This window comes from Coriobacteriia bacterium (assembly GCA_014859305.1).
Lineage (GTDB): Bacteria > Actinomycetota > Coriobacteriia > Anaerosomatales > Kmv31 > Kmv31.
In genome coordinates this window covers 1-14,631 of the sequence record JACUUM010000050.1, presented here as the reverse complement: position 1 = coordinate 14,631, position 14,631 = coordinate 1, and the positions used below count along the sequence as shown (strand labels likewise).

Genomic DNA, 14,631 nt, shown 5'->3' with positions numbered 1-14,631 from the left:
GCCGCGGGAGGCGCGGGAGGCGCCGGCGGCTCGTAGGGGCCGGGCGCCGGAGACGGCGCCGCGGTTCCCGCCGCCCCTGGCGCGCCGGTGCCCGGCATGCCGTACGCCGTGCTCGCCCACTGGCCGAGGACGTGCCCCGATATCGCGGCTCCGAGGAAGTAGACGAAGCCGGTGCCGAACAGCCCTGCGAGGTTCCCGATGAACGGGACGAGCTCGCCGAGTATGGCGTTCACCATGCCGCCGACCGCGCCGGCCGCGAACCATATCAGCAGCGTCATGAGCCACGCCTGCAGGTAGCCGCCGGACCTCACCCGCTGCAGGATCTCGCCGACGGCGAACAGCGAGCCGAAGCTCTCGCGCAGCGCGTAGTTGACGACGGCGGCGTACACGAGGATCGAGACGGCGACGGCCCAGACGAACCCGAGCAGCGAGAACAGGCAGATACCGCCGACACCGGCGAACGTGGCGGCGTCTTCGGGAGCTCCGCTCACGGCGGCGACGATGAGTGGGATGAACCCCAACCCGAACAGGATCAGCGCCGGCAAGAGGTAGATGGCCATCGCGATGCTCAGCAGGAAGCCACGGACCCAGTAGCGGCCGAAGCCGTTCCACTCCGGCAGGGGTGATTCCCTGCCTCCGGCTACCGCCGTGATGTAGTCGAGCCAGTACCCGTACAGCGCCGGTCCGGTGACGATCAGCAGCGCCCACAGCCCTCCGAGAGACGCCTTCTTGACCCAGTCCTTGTCCTGGAACGGAGCAGTCAACGCACGGTTCACGTCCATGACGACCCTCCCGTCGTCGGGTGCGTGCGTGTCCACCGACGCGCCGTCGGCGGCCGGTACAATACAACCACAGCGATAGGCGGTTGTGAACGTGCTGCCGGCGAGTGAGCGGAAGGCGGGTGAGCGTCATCGCCGAGGAACCCTCGGTGCGAGGCGTCCGCGGGGCGCAGCCGGTGTCGCTCGTGCGAGAGACCGCCGGCGGCCTCGCCTTCCTCCACGACCCGGCCCTGCGGGAGGCCGGCGTGCTGGTCGCGTTCTCCGAGAGGACCGGAGGCGTGAGCACGCCGCCTTATGACTCTTTGAACCTCGCTGCCCACACGGGGGACGACCCCGAGGAGGTGGACGAGAACCGCCGCCTCCTCCTGATCGCGCTGGGGCTGGGAGGGGCGACCGGTCTGCTGTCCACCGCCGAGCAGGTACACGGCGAACTCGTCGTCGAGGTGACGCCGGCTCTCGCCGGCTCCGGCGCCCGTGCCGCCGCCGGCCGTCCGCCCGTGCCGGGGGCCGACGCCCTGCTGACGCTCGAGCACGGCGTCCCGCTGATGCTGCACTACGCCGACTGCGTACCCGTCGTGCTGGTCGCGCTCTCGCCCGTGCGCGCGGTCGCGGTCGCGCACGCGGGATGGCGAGGGGCGCTCGCGGGCCTGCCCGGCGCCGCGGCCCGGGCGCTCGCGCAGCGGGCCGGGACGGCGCCGGGGGAGCTGCGGGCCTACGTCGGACCCCGCATCGGGGTCGAGGACTACGAGGTCTCGTCGGGGCTCGCCGGCGCCTTCGGCGAACGGTTCGGGCCCTCGGTGGTCCGGGGGCGACGCGTCGACCTGGGCGAGGCGGCGCTCGCCTCCCTCGCCGAGGCCGGTGTGGACGTCGCCGCGGCCGCCGTCGTCCCCGGCTCCACCGCCTCGGAGACGGACCGCTTCTTCTCGTATCGTGCAGACGGAGTCACCGGCAGGCATGCCGCCGTCGCGGCGCTGCGCGGCGGGCTATAATCGTACCGAAGACCCCGGATCGAGGAGCTGCCGAGATGCGCGAGAGCTTCCGCCAGGAACTGAAGCAGCTGAAGGCCGACGTGCTGGGCATCGGGCGCTCGGTGTGCGAGGCGACGCGCCACAGCGTCAAAGCGCTCGTGGAGGCCGACCTCGACCTCGCCGAGAGGGTGATAGCGGGCGACGACGAGCTCGACCGTCGCTGCCTGGACATCGAGGAGCGCGCGCTCGAGACTATCGCCACCCAGTCACCGGTCGCGCGCGACCTGCGGCTCCTGTACTCGCTGTCCTACATCGCCTTGCACTTGGAGCGGATGGGCGACCTGGCCGTCAACATCGCCAAGGCGGCGCGGCGCACCGCGGACCGCCACGGCCCGCAGACGCTGTACGACCTGATCCAGGCACAAGGCACCCTCGTGGTCCGCGTCGTCGACGCGATGCTCGAGGCGCTCGAGAAGAACGACGTCGAGCTGGCTCGCAAACTCGGCGAGCTCGACGAGCCGATCGACCACCTCTTCAAGCAGTTCTTCCGGGAGCTCGCACGGCTGCGGGAGGAGGAGGACATCGAGTGGGCGTCCTCCATGGTGCTGGCCTCCCGGTTCCTGGAGCGCATAGCCGACAACGCCGTCGACATCGGCGAGCGCGTGGTGTTCCTGATCACCGGGGACTTCGAGGCGATGGCCGACCCTGCGGAAGAGGGCTAGACGGTTGAACCCGGTCGCCTCACGCTACGAGGCGGTGCTCAGGCGGATATCCGACGCCGCTGACGTCGCGGACCGGGATCCCTCCGAGGTCACCGTCGTGGCCGTCACGAAGACGGTGGGCGTCGCCGAGATCCGTGACGCCCGGGCCGCGGGCATCCGCGACTTCGGCGAGAACAGGGTGCAGGAGTTCCTCGGCAAGTACGGGCTGTTCCCTGACGTCAGGTGGCACTTCGTCGGCACTCTCCAGACGAACAAGGTGAAGGACGTCGTGGGACGGGCGCACCTCATCCACTCGGTGGACTCCGAGCGCCTGTTGGAGGCGGTCGAACGCCGGGCCGCCGAAGCGGGCGTCGTCCAGCCGGTGCTGCTGCAGGTGAACGTGTCCGGCGAGGAGAGCAAGCACGGCATCGCGCCGCGGGACGCCGAGGAGGTGCTGCGCGCGTCCGCGGGCATGGAGGCGGTCGATGTCCGCGGGCTGATGACGATGGCCCCCTTCGAGCCGCGCGCCGAGGAGGTGCGCCCGGTCTTCCGCGAGTGCGCGTCGCTCTTTGCCTCTTTGAACGCTATGCGGTTGAATGGAGTGCGGCTGACCGAGCTGTCGATGGGGATGACGAACGACTTCACGGTCGCGGTCGAGGAGGGCGCCACCATGGTGCGCGTCGGGCGCGCGATCTTCGGCGGCCGTTGACGCGGGGCCGGCGAGCCTGCGGCCCGCCCCTACCCGTGAGGGGGCGCGGGAAGGCGATCGAGACGAGGAGACTGCGTTGAGCCTGTGGAATCGCCTGAAGGTGCGGCTGGGCCTCGAGGACGAGTACGAGGACTACGACGACGAGTACTACGCCGAGGACGAAGAGGACGCCCCCGTCTACCGCAGCCCCTACGACCCGGGCGAACGCTCCGTGAGGCGGGTCGAGCGCAGCCCCGACCTGGACCGGGCGAGAGGCGTCTCCTACCTTCGCGGCGTTCCCGGTGGCGGCCGCGACCGCGAGGAGGGCGTCCCGCGGGAGGGGAGATCCCCCGCTCAGGTGAGGATGCATATCGTCGAGCCCCGCTCGTTCGGGGAGGCCCAGACGATCGCCGACAGGTTCAAGCAGGGCACGCCGGTGATCATGAACATGTCCGGCACCCCCGCCGACCTCTCCAAGCGGCTGCTCGACTTCGCCTCCGGGCTCACGTACGGCCTCGACGGCGGCCTGCAGAAGGTCTCCGAGAAGGTCTTCATGCTGACGCCGGCGAACGTCGACGTCTCTGCCGAGGACCGCCGCCGGCTCAAGGACAAGGGACTGTTCTCCATCGACTGACGCGACCGGGAGGGACGCCTGGATGGCTTCGATCGCTATCGTCGGCGGAGGGCGGATGGGAGAGGCCCTCCTGGCCGGTCTGCTCGCCTCCGGGCGCGCTCAGCCTGCCGACATCGCCGTGGCGGAACCGTCCCCGACGCGCCGCGACGAGATCGCGGAGCGATACGGGATCCGCTGCGCGGAGAGGGGCGCGGACGTGGCCGGCGACACCGAGGTCGTGGTGCTCGCCGTCAAGCCGCGGATCGTGGAAGCGGTGGCGAGGGAGATCGGCCCGGCCCTGTCCGCCGGTACGATCGTCGTCTCGATCGCGGCCGGCGTGAGCACCGCCGCGATCGAGGCCGTCCTGCCCGACACCGCCCACGTGGTGCGCGTGATGCCGAACACGCCGGCGATGGTCGGAGCGGGCATGAGCGTCGTCAGCGGCGGCTCTCGCGCGCCCGACGCGGACGTGGAGCGCGTGCGCGCGCTGCTCGAAGCCGTGGGCGAGGCCGTCGTGATCCCCGAGTCGCAGCAGGACGCCGCGACGGCGGTCTCGGGCAGCGGACCGGCGTACGTGGCGGTCTTCGTGGAGGCGCTCGCGCGTGCGGGGGTGAGCCAGGGGATGCCCTACGAGACGGCTCTGAAGCTCGCGACGCAGACGACCGCAGGCACCGCGGCCCTACTGGCCGAGACGGGGCGCCACCCCGAGGAACTCGCCGACGCCGTGGCGAGTCCCGGCGGCACGACGGCGGCCGCTCTGGAGGCGCTGGAGGACCGGCGGTTCCGGGCCGCGGTGGCCGCGGCGGTCGCCGCGGCGACGGAGCGGTCCAAGGGACTGGGAGGCTGAGGTGCGCATAAGCGTTCTCGTCGCGGGGCTCATCGACTTCTACGGGTGGCTCATCTTCGCCTACGTGATACTCTCCTGGTTCAGACCGAGCGGGACGCTGTACGAGGTCTACCGTGCGCTGGGTACCGTCGTGGAGCCCTACGTCGGCGTCTTCCGGCGCTTCATCCCCACGGCGGCGGTCGGCGGCGCGGGCATCGACTTCTCGCCGCTGGTCGCGTACCTGGTGCTGCGGATAGTGATCCGAACCGTCGTCGTCGGAGCCCTGCGGACCGCGGGATTGTAGGTGGTGGACGGCTCCGGCCGTCCCTGCCGAGGTAAGGGAAACGCCTCAGGAAGGACCGAGGACCATGAAGCTCACGCCGCTCGACATCCACCACAAGGAGTTCCGCCATGCGCTGCGGGGCTACAACGAGGAGGAGGTCGACAAGTTCCTGGACGACGTGGCCGACGAGGTCGAGCGGCTCTTCAAGGAGAACATCGACCTCTCGGAGAAGCTCGAGGCAGCCTCGGAGAAGGTCCGCTCCTACCAGGAGATGGAGCGCACGCTGCACAACACCATGGTCGCCGCGCAGCGCTCCGCCGAGGAGATCGTCGAGAAGGCTCGAGCCGAGGCTGAGACGATCCTCCGTGACTCTGAGGTCAAGGCCAAGGAAGTCATCCACAACGCACTCACCCAGAAGCAGCGCGTCGCCGGCGAGCTCGTCCGCATAAAGCAGGCGGAAGAGGAGTTCCGCGCGAGGTTCAAGGCGATGCTCGAGCAGCACATCCGCGCCGCCGAGGAGATAGCGCTGCCCGAGGACGTGCGCGTGCTGGTGGGCGAGACCGAAGAGGGCACCGTCTCCGACGTCGCGGTCGCCTCGGTCGCCGAGTCCCACCCGATAGCGGAGCCGGCCATACAGGACCAGGCGCCGGCTCCCGCCGAAGGGGCCCTGAGGCCGTATCAGGGCGAGGCGCTGCCCGTGCCCACGGAGACCGCCCCGTTCGAGCCCGTGAGCGCCGAGCCGGCACCGGTGGTCGAGCCCGCCCCCGCGGCGGAGCCGCCCTCCTCGGGGTTCGTGCAGAGCATGACGTTCGGCGAGGTCGAGGGGCCCGATCTGGCCGCGGAGGAGCCGGTGTACACCGAGCCCGCGGAGTTCCCCGCGCCTCCCGAGGCGGTCGGCGAGCGCGAGGACGACGTCGACATCGAGCAGATCGACTAGGATCGCGTCCCGGTCCCCCGGGGCCGGCCGCCGCCGATGAGCGCGCGCATACCGGTGCACGTGACCCCCCGCTCCGGCCGCGACGAGGTCACCGGCTGGCGCGGCTCCGAGCTCGCCGTCCGCGTGACGGCGCCGCCGGAGGCCGGCAAGGCCAACGCCGCCGTCTGCAAGGTCGTCGCAGTCGCCCTCGGCGTCCCCGGGACGGCCGTTCACGTCGTGCGAGGGGCCGGTTCGCGGCACAAGACGCTCGCCGCCGAGGGTGTGGACCCCGAGGACGTGCGCGCCGCGTTCGGAGAGCCGGACGCGGGGCTGTTCTGAATGGCCGACACCCGCGTGCCGCTCGAGATCCGGGAACGTCCGGGGGGTGTCGCGGTCAACCTGCTCTTCGCCATGGCGCACATACCGGCCGTCGCCGGCGTGTGGCTCGCCGTGTACAACCTGCGCGGCACGGAGGGCGTCGAGGTCGATGCGACGCGGATCGTCGTGAGGCGGAGCGGCGGGGGGATCACCGTCCCGCTGAAGCTGCTGCACCGCGGCTCGGAGAAGGTGGTCGTGCTCGACACGTCGTCGGCGCCGGGCAAGGTGCACCCGCGGCTGGAGGTGCGCTCGGAGCGCACCGCGATCAGGTTCGGGGCGGGCCTCAGCGACGTGCAGGCGCGCGTCGTGTGCACGGCGCTGGCCGAGGCGCTCGAGCGCGCAGACCCGCACGGCGACTGACGGCGGCACCGCGACCGGGCGGGCGCCCCGGGCGCCGGTCAGCCCGGCAGCAGCACGGCCGAGGCGATCCAGAAGTAGATCAGCAGTCCCGCAGCGTCCGCGATCGTCGTGATGAGCGGGCTGGAGGCCACGGTCGGGTCGAGCCTCAGGCGCACGAGGACGAACGGCAGCAGCATGCCGACGATGTTCGCGATCAGCACTATCGACATCATCGAGGCGCCCACGACCAGCCCCACGAGGGGCTCGGCCCGCCATGCGCCCAGCGCGTAGGAGCCGGCGGCCAGCGTGCCTCCCAGCAACGCGCCCACCGCGAGCTCTTTCAGCATCGTGCGGAACCAGTCGCCGAGGGCCACGTCGTCGGTGACGAGCGCGCGCACCATCAGCATCGCGGACTGCGAGCCCGTGTTGCCGCCGGTGTCGATGAGCAGCGGGATGAAGAACGCCAGCGCCACGACGCGCGCCAGCGTCTCCTCGAACGCGGCGATGATGCCCGAGGAGACCAGGCTCACCCCGAGCAGGATCGCCAGCCAGCCCACGCGCTTGCGGTACAGCTCCCCGACGCCGGTGTGCCGGTAGCTCGCGCGCAGCGGGGAGACCGAAGCGGTCCTGTGGATGTCCTCGGTGGCCTCGGCCTGGGCGACGTCGAGCACGTCGTCGATGGTCACGATGCCGATGAGCACGCCGGTCGAGTCGATGACCGGGGCGACGGTGAGGTCGTAGCGCGCCATGACCCGGACCGCCTCCTCGCGGTCGTCGAAGGCGGGGAGCGCCGCGGGCTCGCTCATCACGGTCGAGACCGGCTGGGCGGGGTCCGCGAGGATCAGGTGACGCAGCGACACCTCGCCGAGCAGGCGCCAGGCCGCGTCGGTCACGTACACCACGTCGATCGTCTCGCTGTCTTGCCCGCGCTCCCGGACGTGCGCGAGGGCCCGGGCCACCGGCCATTCAGGCCGTACCGCGACGTAGTCGGGCGTGGCCAGCCGCCCCACGCTCTCCTCGGGATAGCCGAGGAACCGCCGCGTCTCGGCCACATCGGACGGCGGCAGCAGGTTGAGCAGCTTCTGCATCGCCCGCCCGGGGAGCTCCTCGAAGAGCTCGGTGCGGTCGTCCGGCGCCACGTCGGCGAGCAGGCGTCGGGCCCTGGCCTCGGTGAGTGTGGCCAGGATCGCGTTCTCGTCGGCGGGGGCGAGGTAGGTGAAGACCTCGACCGCCCTGTCGTGCGGCAGCAGCCGGAAGAGCAGGAAGCGGTCGGGCGCGGGCACCTCGAGCAGCACGTCGGCGACCTCGGGCACGTCCAGCGTCTCGAGCAGGCGGCGCAGCGCCCACCAGTCCCGCGCCTCGACGAGCCGCCGCGCCTGTTCGGCCGGCCGGGCGCCGCCGGGGAGCGCTGCCGCGCTCATGCCGCCTCGTCCGCGCCGTTGCGGCCCCTGCCTGGCTTCAGACTCGGCACGAGGACCTTGAGCGCCTCGTCCAGCACCATCACCGAGGAGCCCACCGCGAGCGCTCGCAGCCATTCGGCGGGCGAGAGCGCGACGGTCCTGAACGCCTCCTGCGCGGCGGGCACGTGCACGACCGCCACCTGCAGCGCCGCCGCCACGCCGATGCCGGCCAGCAGCCACCGGTTGGTGAACAGGCCGATCTCCCACAGGTTGTGCTCCTGCGATCGCGTTGAGAGCGCCCGGAACCACTCGAAGGCCACCAGCGTGGTGAACGCGACGGTACGGGCGTGCTCGTAGGGGAGGTGCTGCAGCGAGTAGGCGAAGTGCCCGAGCGTGCCGACCGCGATGACGGGCGCGAGCAGGACGATGCGGCGCAGCGTGCGTCCATCGAGAACGCCCTCCGCCGGCGAGCGCGGCGGGCGGCGCATCACGTCGCCGTGCTTGGGCTCGAGTCCCAGCGGGATGGTCGAGACGCCGTCGGTCACCAGGTTGACCCAAAGGATCATCACCGCCGTCAGCGGCAGCGGCAGCCCGACCACGAGCGCGGCGGTGAGCGTCAGGACCTCGCCGAGGTTAGTCGTGAGCAGGAAGAACACGACGCGCCGCAGGTTCGCGAAGATGACGCGCCCTTCCTCCATCGCCGCCACGATCGTGGCGAAGTCGTCGTCGGCCAGCACCATGTCGGAGGCCTCCTTGGCGACCTCGGTGCCGGTCCGGCCCATCGCCACCCCGATGTCGGCGGCGTGCAGGGCCGGCGCGTCGTTCACGCCGTCGCCCGTCATGGCCACGATCTCGCCGTTCGCCTTCAGCGCGCGCACCACGCGCAGCTTGTGGTGCGGCGAGACACGGGCGTAGACGGCCACCTCGGGCGCCCGCCTCGCGAGCTCGTCGTCCTCCATGGCGTCGAGCTCCTCGCCCGAGAGCGTCGCCGCGCCGTCCGCCGGTCCGATGCCTGCGCGTTGCGCGATCGCGGCGGCGGTGGAGGCGTGGTCGCCGGTGATCATCACGACGCGCACGCCGGCCGCGTGCGCCTCGGCGATGGCACGCACCGCCTCCGGCCTCGGCGGGTCCAGCAGCCCGAACATGCCGACGAGCGTCAGCCCCGTCACCTCGCCCTCGTCGAGCTCCCCGACGGGGCGCGGGTCGCGCGCGTACGCGGCGGCCAGGACGCGCAGGGCGCTGGCGGCGAGCGCCTCGTTCGCGCGGAGTACCTCGTCTCGCAGCTCGTCGGAGAGGTCGACCTCGGCGCCGTCGCGTACGATCCTCTCGCATCGCCTCAGCAGCGTGTCGGGGGCGCCCTTCACGTACAGGACGGCCTCCGCCTCCGCCGTGAGGGGCGACGTAGAGCCCCCGTCGGCTCCCGCCTCGCCGTCGGCTCCGCGGATCCCGTTCAGGGTCGCCATGAACTTGCGCTCCGAGGAGAAGGGCACCTCGGCCGTGCGCGGCCGGGCGCGCTGCAGGGCGGGGACGTCGAGCCCGGCCTTCGCCGCGACGACGAGAAGCGCGCCCTCCATCGGGTCGCCCTCGACCCGCCACCCGGCGTCCGCGCGCTCGTGCACGGCGTCGTTGCACACGACCCCGATCTCCAGCAGCATCGCGAGGGCGGGGTCCTCGGCGGGAGGGGGCCCGGCGCCGCGGGCCGTCACCTCGCCCGCAGGGTCGTAGCCCTCCCCGGTCGCGTCGAACGGCCGCCCTCCCGCCCACATGCGGCGCACGGTCATCTCGTTCTTGGTGATCGTCCCGGTCTTGTCGGAGCACACCACCGTGGTCGAGCCCAGCGTCTCGACCGCGGGCAGGCGGCGCACGATGGCGTTGCGGTCCGCCATCGAGCGGACGCCGACCGCCAGGACCACGCTGATCACGGCCGGGAGGCCCTCCGGGATCGCCGAGACGGCCGCCGCGACAGCGAAGAGCAGCATCTCGACGACCTCGAAGCCGCGCAGCAGCCCCAGCCCGAAGATGAACACCGCGACGCCGATCGCGGCGGCGCCGATCGCCGTGCCGAGTCTGCCGAGGCGCTTCTGCAGGGGCGTCTGCTCGCGTCCTCCGGCCTGCACCCCGGCGGCGATGTCGCCCATGACGGTGTCCATGCCGGTCCCCACCACGACGGCCCGTCCTCGGCCGCCTATCACCGGCGAGGACATCCAGACCATGCACGTCCTGTCGGCCATCGACGTCTCGGGGGGCACCGGGTCGACCCGTTTGCGCACGGGGTCTGACTCGCCGGTGAGGGCGGACTCGTCGATCCGAAGTTCGGCGGCGTGGGTCAGGCGCCCGTCGGCCGCAACCCTGTCGCCGGTCTCGAGCATCAGCACGTCTCCCGGCACGACCAGCTCGGCGTCGATGACGCGGACCTGCTCGTCGCGCAGTACGCGCGCCTTGGGCGAGGACATGGCGCGCAGCGCCTCGAGCGCCTTCTCCGCCCGCCACTCCTGCGCCACGCCGATCACCGTGTTGAGCAGCACGACGGCGCCGATGACGGCCGCGTCCACCCGGTGTCCGGCGAGCACGGATACGACCGCGGCGGCGGCGAGCATGTAGATGAGCGGGCTGGCGACCTGCTTGAGGGCTAGCGTGCCCAGCCCCGGCGCCTCCTCGGCCTGCAGCAGGTTCTCGCCGTGCTCCTCGAGCAGTCGCGCCGCGGCGTCGTCGTCCAGCCCCCGCTGCGAGGAGCCCAGCGCGCGGAGGACCTCCTCGGCGGGGAGGGCGTGCCACTGTCGCCGCTGGCGCTGCTCCATGCGCGTCCCTTCGACGGCGTCGGGACGGGGGTCCGGAACGCCTCCTCCATCAGGTATACCCGACGCTCCGCCCCCGTCCCCGCGCCGCTTCGCGTTGACGCCCCTTCCTACCTGCGCTAACATCACGCGCAACGCCGCCGGGGAAGCTCGTCGGCGATCAGAGCGAGGACGAGGCGACGACGGGGACGAGTAGGGGAGCGCCCTTCCGCCCGAGCGAGCGGGGACAGTGCGAGCCCGCCGGGAGGACTCCGCCGAAGATCACCCCACCAGCCCCGGACCGAAAGCGGTCGCGGCCCGCCGGCGAGAGGCGCCGGGAGGGGCCGAGGGCGAGTAGGCTCCGGCGGGGCGCTCCCGTTACAGGGCGGACCGAGTGGCGCGCGACCGTGGAATGTACGCGCAAGCTGGGTGGTACCGCGGAGTGCACGTGTCAAGGCGCGCTTCGTCCCGGCAGCTAGGGGGACGAGCGCGTCTTTCGTTTCGGCCGACGAGGCGGAGGCAGAAGGTGTCGAACGACTACAAGGCCACGATGAACCTGCCGAGGACCGACTTCCCCATGAGGGCGAACCTCGCGCAGCGGGAGCCGGAGCGGCTGGCGTTCTGGGACGGGATCGACGTCTACCGCCGGTCGTTGGAGGTCAACGTCGGCGGCGAGCCCTACGTGCTGCACGACGGCCCTCCATACGCCAACGGCGACATCCATATGGGCACCGCGTACAACAAGGTGATGAAGGACCTGGTCGTCAAGTACAAGACGATGAGGGGATACCTCGCGCCCTACGTGCCGGGGTGGGACTGCCACGGGCAGCCCATCGAGCACCAGGTCGAGAAGCAGCTCGGTCCCGAGGGGATGGCGCGGACCGGCAAGGCGGAGCTCCGCAGGCTGTGCCGCGAGTACGCGCTGAAGTTCGTGCAGCGCCAGGGCGACCAGTTCAAGCGGCTGGGCGTCAGGGGCGACTTCAAGGATCCCTACCTGACCCTCCACCCGAGCTACGAGGCCGGCAACGTCCGCGTCTTCGCCGAGCTCTACCGCCGGGGCATGGTCTACAAGGGGAGCAAGCCCATCCACTGGTGCTACAGGTGCGTCACCGCGCTCGCCGAAGCGGAGATCGAGTACGGTGACGAGACGAGCCACTCCATCTACGTCAAGTTCTGGTTCACGGACAAGCCTGAGCCTTGGGGACAGGTCGAGGGTGATGTGGGCGTCCTGATCTGGACGACGACGCCCTGGACGCTGCCCGCCAACGTCGCGGTCACGCTCGCTCAGGACGCGATGTACGTCGGCGTGAAGGTCGGTGACGAGACCCTCGTCGTTGCGGAGGAGCTCGTCGAGCGGATCGCCGAGATCGCCGGCTGGGACGAGTACGGAGTCGTCGGCCGCGTGCGCGGCAGCGAGCTCGCCGGAGCGAGGTACCGCCATCCGATCCACCCAGATGTCCAGGGCGTGATCGTCACCGGCGAGCACGTGGACCTCTCGACCGGCACCGGGGCCGTGCACACCGCTCCCGGCCACGGCGAGGAGGACTACCTCGTCGGGCTCAAGTTCGACCTCCCGGCGCCGATGCCGGTGAACGACCTCGGCGTGTTCGGTGCGGGCGCGGGCCCCTTCGAGGGCATGCACGTCGACGAGGCCAATCCGCGCATCGTCGAGTTCCTGCGGGAGCGGGGCGACCTCCTGTGGTCCGGCACGACCGTGCACAGCTACCCGCACTGCTGGCGCTGCAAGCAGCCCGTCATCTTCCGGGCGACGGAGCAGTGGTTCGTCTCGATGGAACGCGGCGAGCCGGGGTACCGACCGCTGCGCGAGGCGGCGATGGACGCGATCGGGACGGTCCGGTGGATCCCGGACTGGTCCATCAACCGCATCTCGGCGATGGTCGCCGACCGCCCCGACTGGTGCATCAGCCGCCAGCGCGCCTGGGGCGTCCCGATCCCGGTCTTCACCTGCGTCGGATGCGGGGAGACGGTCGCGACCGAGGAGTCCTTCGCCGCCGTGGAGCGCCTGTTCGCCACCGAGGGCGCGGACGCGTGGTTCACGCGCGAGCCGCGCGAGTACCTGCCCGACACCGTGCGCTGCGAGCGCTGCGGCGGCAGCGCGCTCATCCCCGAGGACGACATCGTGGACGTGTGGTTCGAGTCCGGCGTCTCGCACACCAGCGTGCTGGACGCGCGCGAGGAGCTGCACCGGCCCGCCGAGCTCTACCTGGAGGGATCGGACCAGCACCGAGGCTGGTTCCAGTCCGCCCTGCTCACGAGCGTCGGGGCCTACGACGCGGCTCCCTACCAGGGCGTCCTGACCCACGGGTTCATCGTCGACGGCGAGGGCCGGAAGATGTCCAAGTCCCTCGGCAACGTCGTGGACCCGCTCGACGTCGTCGAGCGCTACGGAGCCGACATCGTCCGCCTGTGGGCCGCCGCTTCCGACTACAGCCAGGACGTCTCGGTCTCCGACGACATCCTCGCGCGCAGCGCGGACGCCTACCGCCGCATCCGCAACACGTTCCGCTTCCTGCTCTCGAACCTCTACGACCACGCCCCGGGGCGCGCCGTGCCCTGGGAGGAGATGCCGGAGGTCGACCGCTGGGCGCTGACCGCGCTCGCCGACCTGGTCGAGCGTGTCACGCGCCACTACGACGAGTGGCGCTTCCACATGGTCCACCACGCGATCCACGGCTACGCGACCGAGACGAGCGCCTTCTACCTCGACGTGCTCAAGGACCGTCTCTACTCGGACGCGCCGGACTCGCTCTCGCGCCGCAGCGCGCAGACGGTGCTGGCCGAGATGCTGGCCGCTCTGGTGCGCCTCGTCGCCCCCATTCTCACCTTCACCTCCGAGGAGGTCTGGTCCTTCATGCTTGAGGACCTCCGTGCTGGTGTGGAGTCCGTCCAGCTCGCCGGCTGGCCGGCCGTCACGGCGCCGGCGGAGCACGCCGAGGACGCCGAGCGGCTCCGCGAGGCGTTCGGGGCGGTGCTGCGCGTGCGCGACGAGGTCACGAGAGCGCTCGAGGACGCCCGCAACGCGGGGCGCATCGGCAAGAGCCAGGAGGCGCGCGCGGTCGTGACATCCCCCGCGGACACGCTCGGGGTCCTGCGCGATCGGGGCGAGCGGACGCTCGCCGACCTGTTCATCGTGAGCGCGGTGGAGCTGCGCGAAGGCGACTCTGTGGCGGTCGAGGTGCTGCCCGCCGAGGGCGAGAAGTGCCCGAGGTGCTGGAACGTGCGCACCGACATCGGCTCCGTGCCCGAGCACACGGAGGTGTGCGGTCGCTGCGGGCGGGTGCTCGAGGAGATCGCGACGACCCGGTCGTGACGCCGACGCGAGCTTGCGGATCGCCCCGTGCTCGCGTTAGCAGCGTTTGAAACCGTTTCAGACGGAAGTGAGGCGATCGTGCCGAGGACGGCAGTGACGATGGGCTTCTCGGTCCCAGCGGAGCTCGCGGCCAGGGTGGAACGTATCGCGCGGGAGGAGGGCCGGTCGAAGAGCGAGCTCTTCCGAGCGATGGTCCGCCTGTACGAATCGCAGCGCGGGATCGCCGCGTTCGAGGAGGTCGCTGAGTACGGACGCGGCAGGGCGCGCGAGCGGGGCGTGCGTAGCGAGGCCGACGTCGACCGGCTGATCCATGAGGCGCGTGGGAATGCGCCTCGTCCTTGATACGAACGTCCTCGTCTCGGCGTACGGCTTCGGCGGGAAGCCGGGCGTGCTGTTCCGGCGCATCCTCGAGGGTGACGCCTCACTCCTGACATCGCGGGCGCTGCTGGCCGGACTCGACGACAAGCTGTACGAGGTCCTCGGGTTCGACGACGAGCATGTGGAGGCCGTGATCCGGCAGCTGGCGCGCGTTGGGGAGGTCGTGGAGTGCGAGCGCCGGCTGCGCGTGATCCCCGACGATGCGGACAACCGCGTTCTCGAGTGCGATATCAGGCCAAGCGGAGGCGATCGTCTCC

15 protein-coding genes are annotated in these 14,631 nt (G+C 71.4%); 12 read left to right on the top strand and 3 right to left on the bottom strand.

Features of this window, described 5'->3' with window-relative positions; translation table 11 throughout:
- Window positions 1–782, bottom strand: a 782-nt coding sequence (locus tag IBX62_09240) for a DUF4013 domain-containing protein (protein ID MBE0477267.1), incomplete at its 3' end; no start/stop codon positions are given.
- Between the two features lie 119 nt (window positions 783–901).
- Between IBX62_09240 and IBX62_09235 the strand changes: the two genes are divergently transcribed.
- The 9 genes from IBX62_09235 (at window position 902) to IBX62_09195 (ending at window position 6,512) form a co-directional block, all read left to right on the top strand.
- A complete protein-coding gene (locus tag IBX62_09235) occupies window positions 902–1,768 on the top strand; it encodes a laccase domain-containing protein (GenBank protein ID MBE0477266.1) in 867 nt (288 codons plus the stop codon).
- Window positions 1,769–1,803: 35 nt separating this feature from the next.
- Window positions 1,804–2,469: a phosphate signaling complex protein PhoU gene (gene phoU / locus IBX62_09230; protein MBE0477265.1), complete on the top strand. Its 666-nt coding sequence runs from the start codon at window positions 1,804–1,806 to the stop codon at window positions 2,467–2,469.
- Window positions 2,470–2,473: 4 nt separating this feature from the next.
- Window positions 2,474–3,157 carry a YggS family pyridoxal phosphate-dependent enzyme gene (locus IBX62_09225; protein ID MBE0477264.1) on the top strand — a complete coding sequence of 228 codons (684 nt, stop codon included), beginning with the start codon at window positions 2,474–2,476 and terminating at the stop codon, window positions 3,155–3,157.
- Window positions 3,158–3,233: 76 nt separating this feature from the next.
- Window positions 3,234–3,770 (top strand): cell division protein SepF, encoded by a 537-nt coding sequence (locus tag IBX62_09220; GenBank protein ID MBE0477263.1) that lies wholly within the window; start codon window positions 3,234–3,236, stop codon window positions 3,768–3,770.
- A 22-nt stretch (window positions 3,771–3,792) separates the two neighbouring features.
- Window positions 3,793–4,596 (top strand): pyrroline-5-carboxylate reductase, encoded by an 804-nt coding sequence (proC, locus tag IBX62_09215; protein MBE0477262.1) that lies wholly within the window; start codon window positions 3,793–3,795, stop codon window positions 4,594–4,596.
- Window position 4,597: 1 nt separating this feature from the next.
- On the top strand, window positions 4,598–4,879 hold the full coding sequence (locus IBX62_09210) for a YggT family protein (GenBank protein ID MBE0477261.1): 282 nt from the start codon (window positions 4,598–4,600) through the stop codon (window positions 4,877–4,879).
- A gap of 64 nt (window positions 4,880–4,943) precedes the next feature.
- Complete coding sequence (locus IBX62_09205) at window positions 4,944–5,795, top strand: DivIVA domain-containing protein (protein ID MBE0477260.1); 852 nt, start codon at window positions 4,944–4,946, stop codon at window positions 5,793–5,795.
- A gap of 36 nt (window positions 5,796–5,831) precedes the next feature.
- A complete protein-coding gene (locus tag IBX62_09200) occupies window positions 5,832–6,113 on the top strand; it encodes a DUF167 domain-containing protein (GenBank protein ID MBE0477259.1) in 282 nt (93 codons plus the stop codon).
- Window positions 6,114–6,512, top strand: coding sequence for a hypothetical protein (locus tag IBX62_09195; protein MBE0477258.1), 399 nt, complete (start codon window positions 6,114–6,116; stop codon window positions 6,510–6,512).
- 38 nt (window positions 6,513–6,550) lie between these two features.
- On the opposite strand, the gene mgtE is transcribed toward IBX62_09195, so the two are convergent.
- Both mgtE and IBX62_09185 read right to left on the bottom strand, forming a co-directional pair.
- Window positions 6,551–7,912, bottom strand: a complete 1,362-nt coding sequence (gene mgtE / locus IBX62_09190; GenBank protein ID MBE0477257.1) for a magnesium transporter — start codon at window positions 7,910–7,912, stop codon at window positions 6,551–6,553.
- Entirely contained in the window at window positions 7,909–10,689 is a 2,781-nt protein-coding gene (locus tag IBX62_09185; GenBank protein ID MBE0477256.1) for an HAD-IC family P-type ATPase, read from the bottom strand. Before IBX62_09185 ends, mgtE begins: the two co-directional genes overlap by 4 nt.
- A 502-nt stretch (window positions 10,690–11,191) precedes the next feature.
- On the opposite strand from IBX62_09185, the gene ileS reads away from it, so the two are divergent.
- The 3 genes from ileS to IBX62_09170 all read left to right on the top strand — a co-directional run.
- A complete protein-coding gene (ileS, locus tag IBX62_09180; GenBank protein ID MBE0477255.1) occupies window positions 11,192–13,996 on the top strand; it encodes an isoleucine--tRNA ligase in 2,805 nt (934 codons plus the stop codon).
- A 78-nt stretch (window positions 13,997–14,074) separates the two neighbouring features.
- Window positions 14,075–14,338 carry a ribbon-helix-helix protein, CopG family gene (locus IBX62_09175; protein ID MBE0477254.1) on the top strand — a complete coding sequence of 88 codons (264 nt, stop codon included), beginning with the start codon at window positions 14,075–14,077 and terminating at the stop codon, window positions 14,336–14,338.
- Window positions 14,322–14,631: putative toxin-antitoxin system toxin component, PIN family (locus IBX62_09170; protein ID MBE0477253.1), on the top strand; the 310-nt coding region annotated here is incomplete at its 3' end. The genes IBX62_09175 and IBX62_09170, both read left to right, overlap by 17 nt.

Coding starts and splice junctions, on each gene's coding strand:
- phoU (MBE0477265.1), top strand. CDS start 1,804: ATGCGCGAGAGCTTCCGCCAGGAACTGAAGCAGCTGAAGGCCGACGTG.
- proC (MBE0477262.1), top strand. CDS start 3,793: ATGGCTTCGATCGCTATCGTCGGCGGAGGGCGGATGGGAGAGGCCCTC.
- IBX62_09205 (MBE0477260.1), top strand. CDS start 4,944: ATGAAGCTCACGCCGCTCGACATCCACCACAAGGAGTTCCGCCATGCG.
- IBX62_09200 (MBE0477259.1), top strand. CDS start 5,832: ATGAGCGCGCGCATACCGGTGCACGTGACCCCCCGCTCCGGCCGCGAC.
- IBX62_09195 (MBE0477258.1), top strand. CDS start 6,114: ATGGCCGACACCCGCGTGCCGCTCGAGATCCGGGAACGTCCGGGGGGT.
- mgtE (MBE0477257.1), bottom strand. CDS start 7,912: ATGAGCGCGGCAGCGCTCCCCGGCGGCGCCCGGCCGGCCGAACAGGCG.
- IBX62_09185 (MBE0477256.1), bottom strand. CDS start 10,689: ATGGAGCAGCGCCAGCGGCGACAGTGGCACGCCCTCCCCGCCGAGGAG.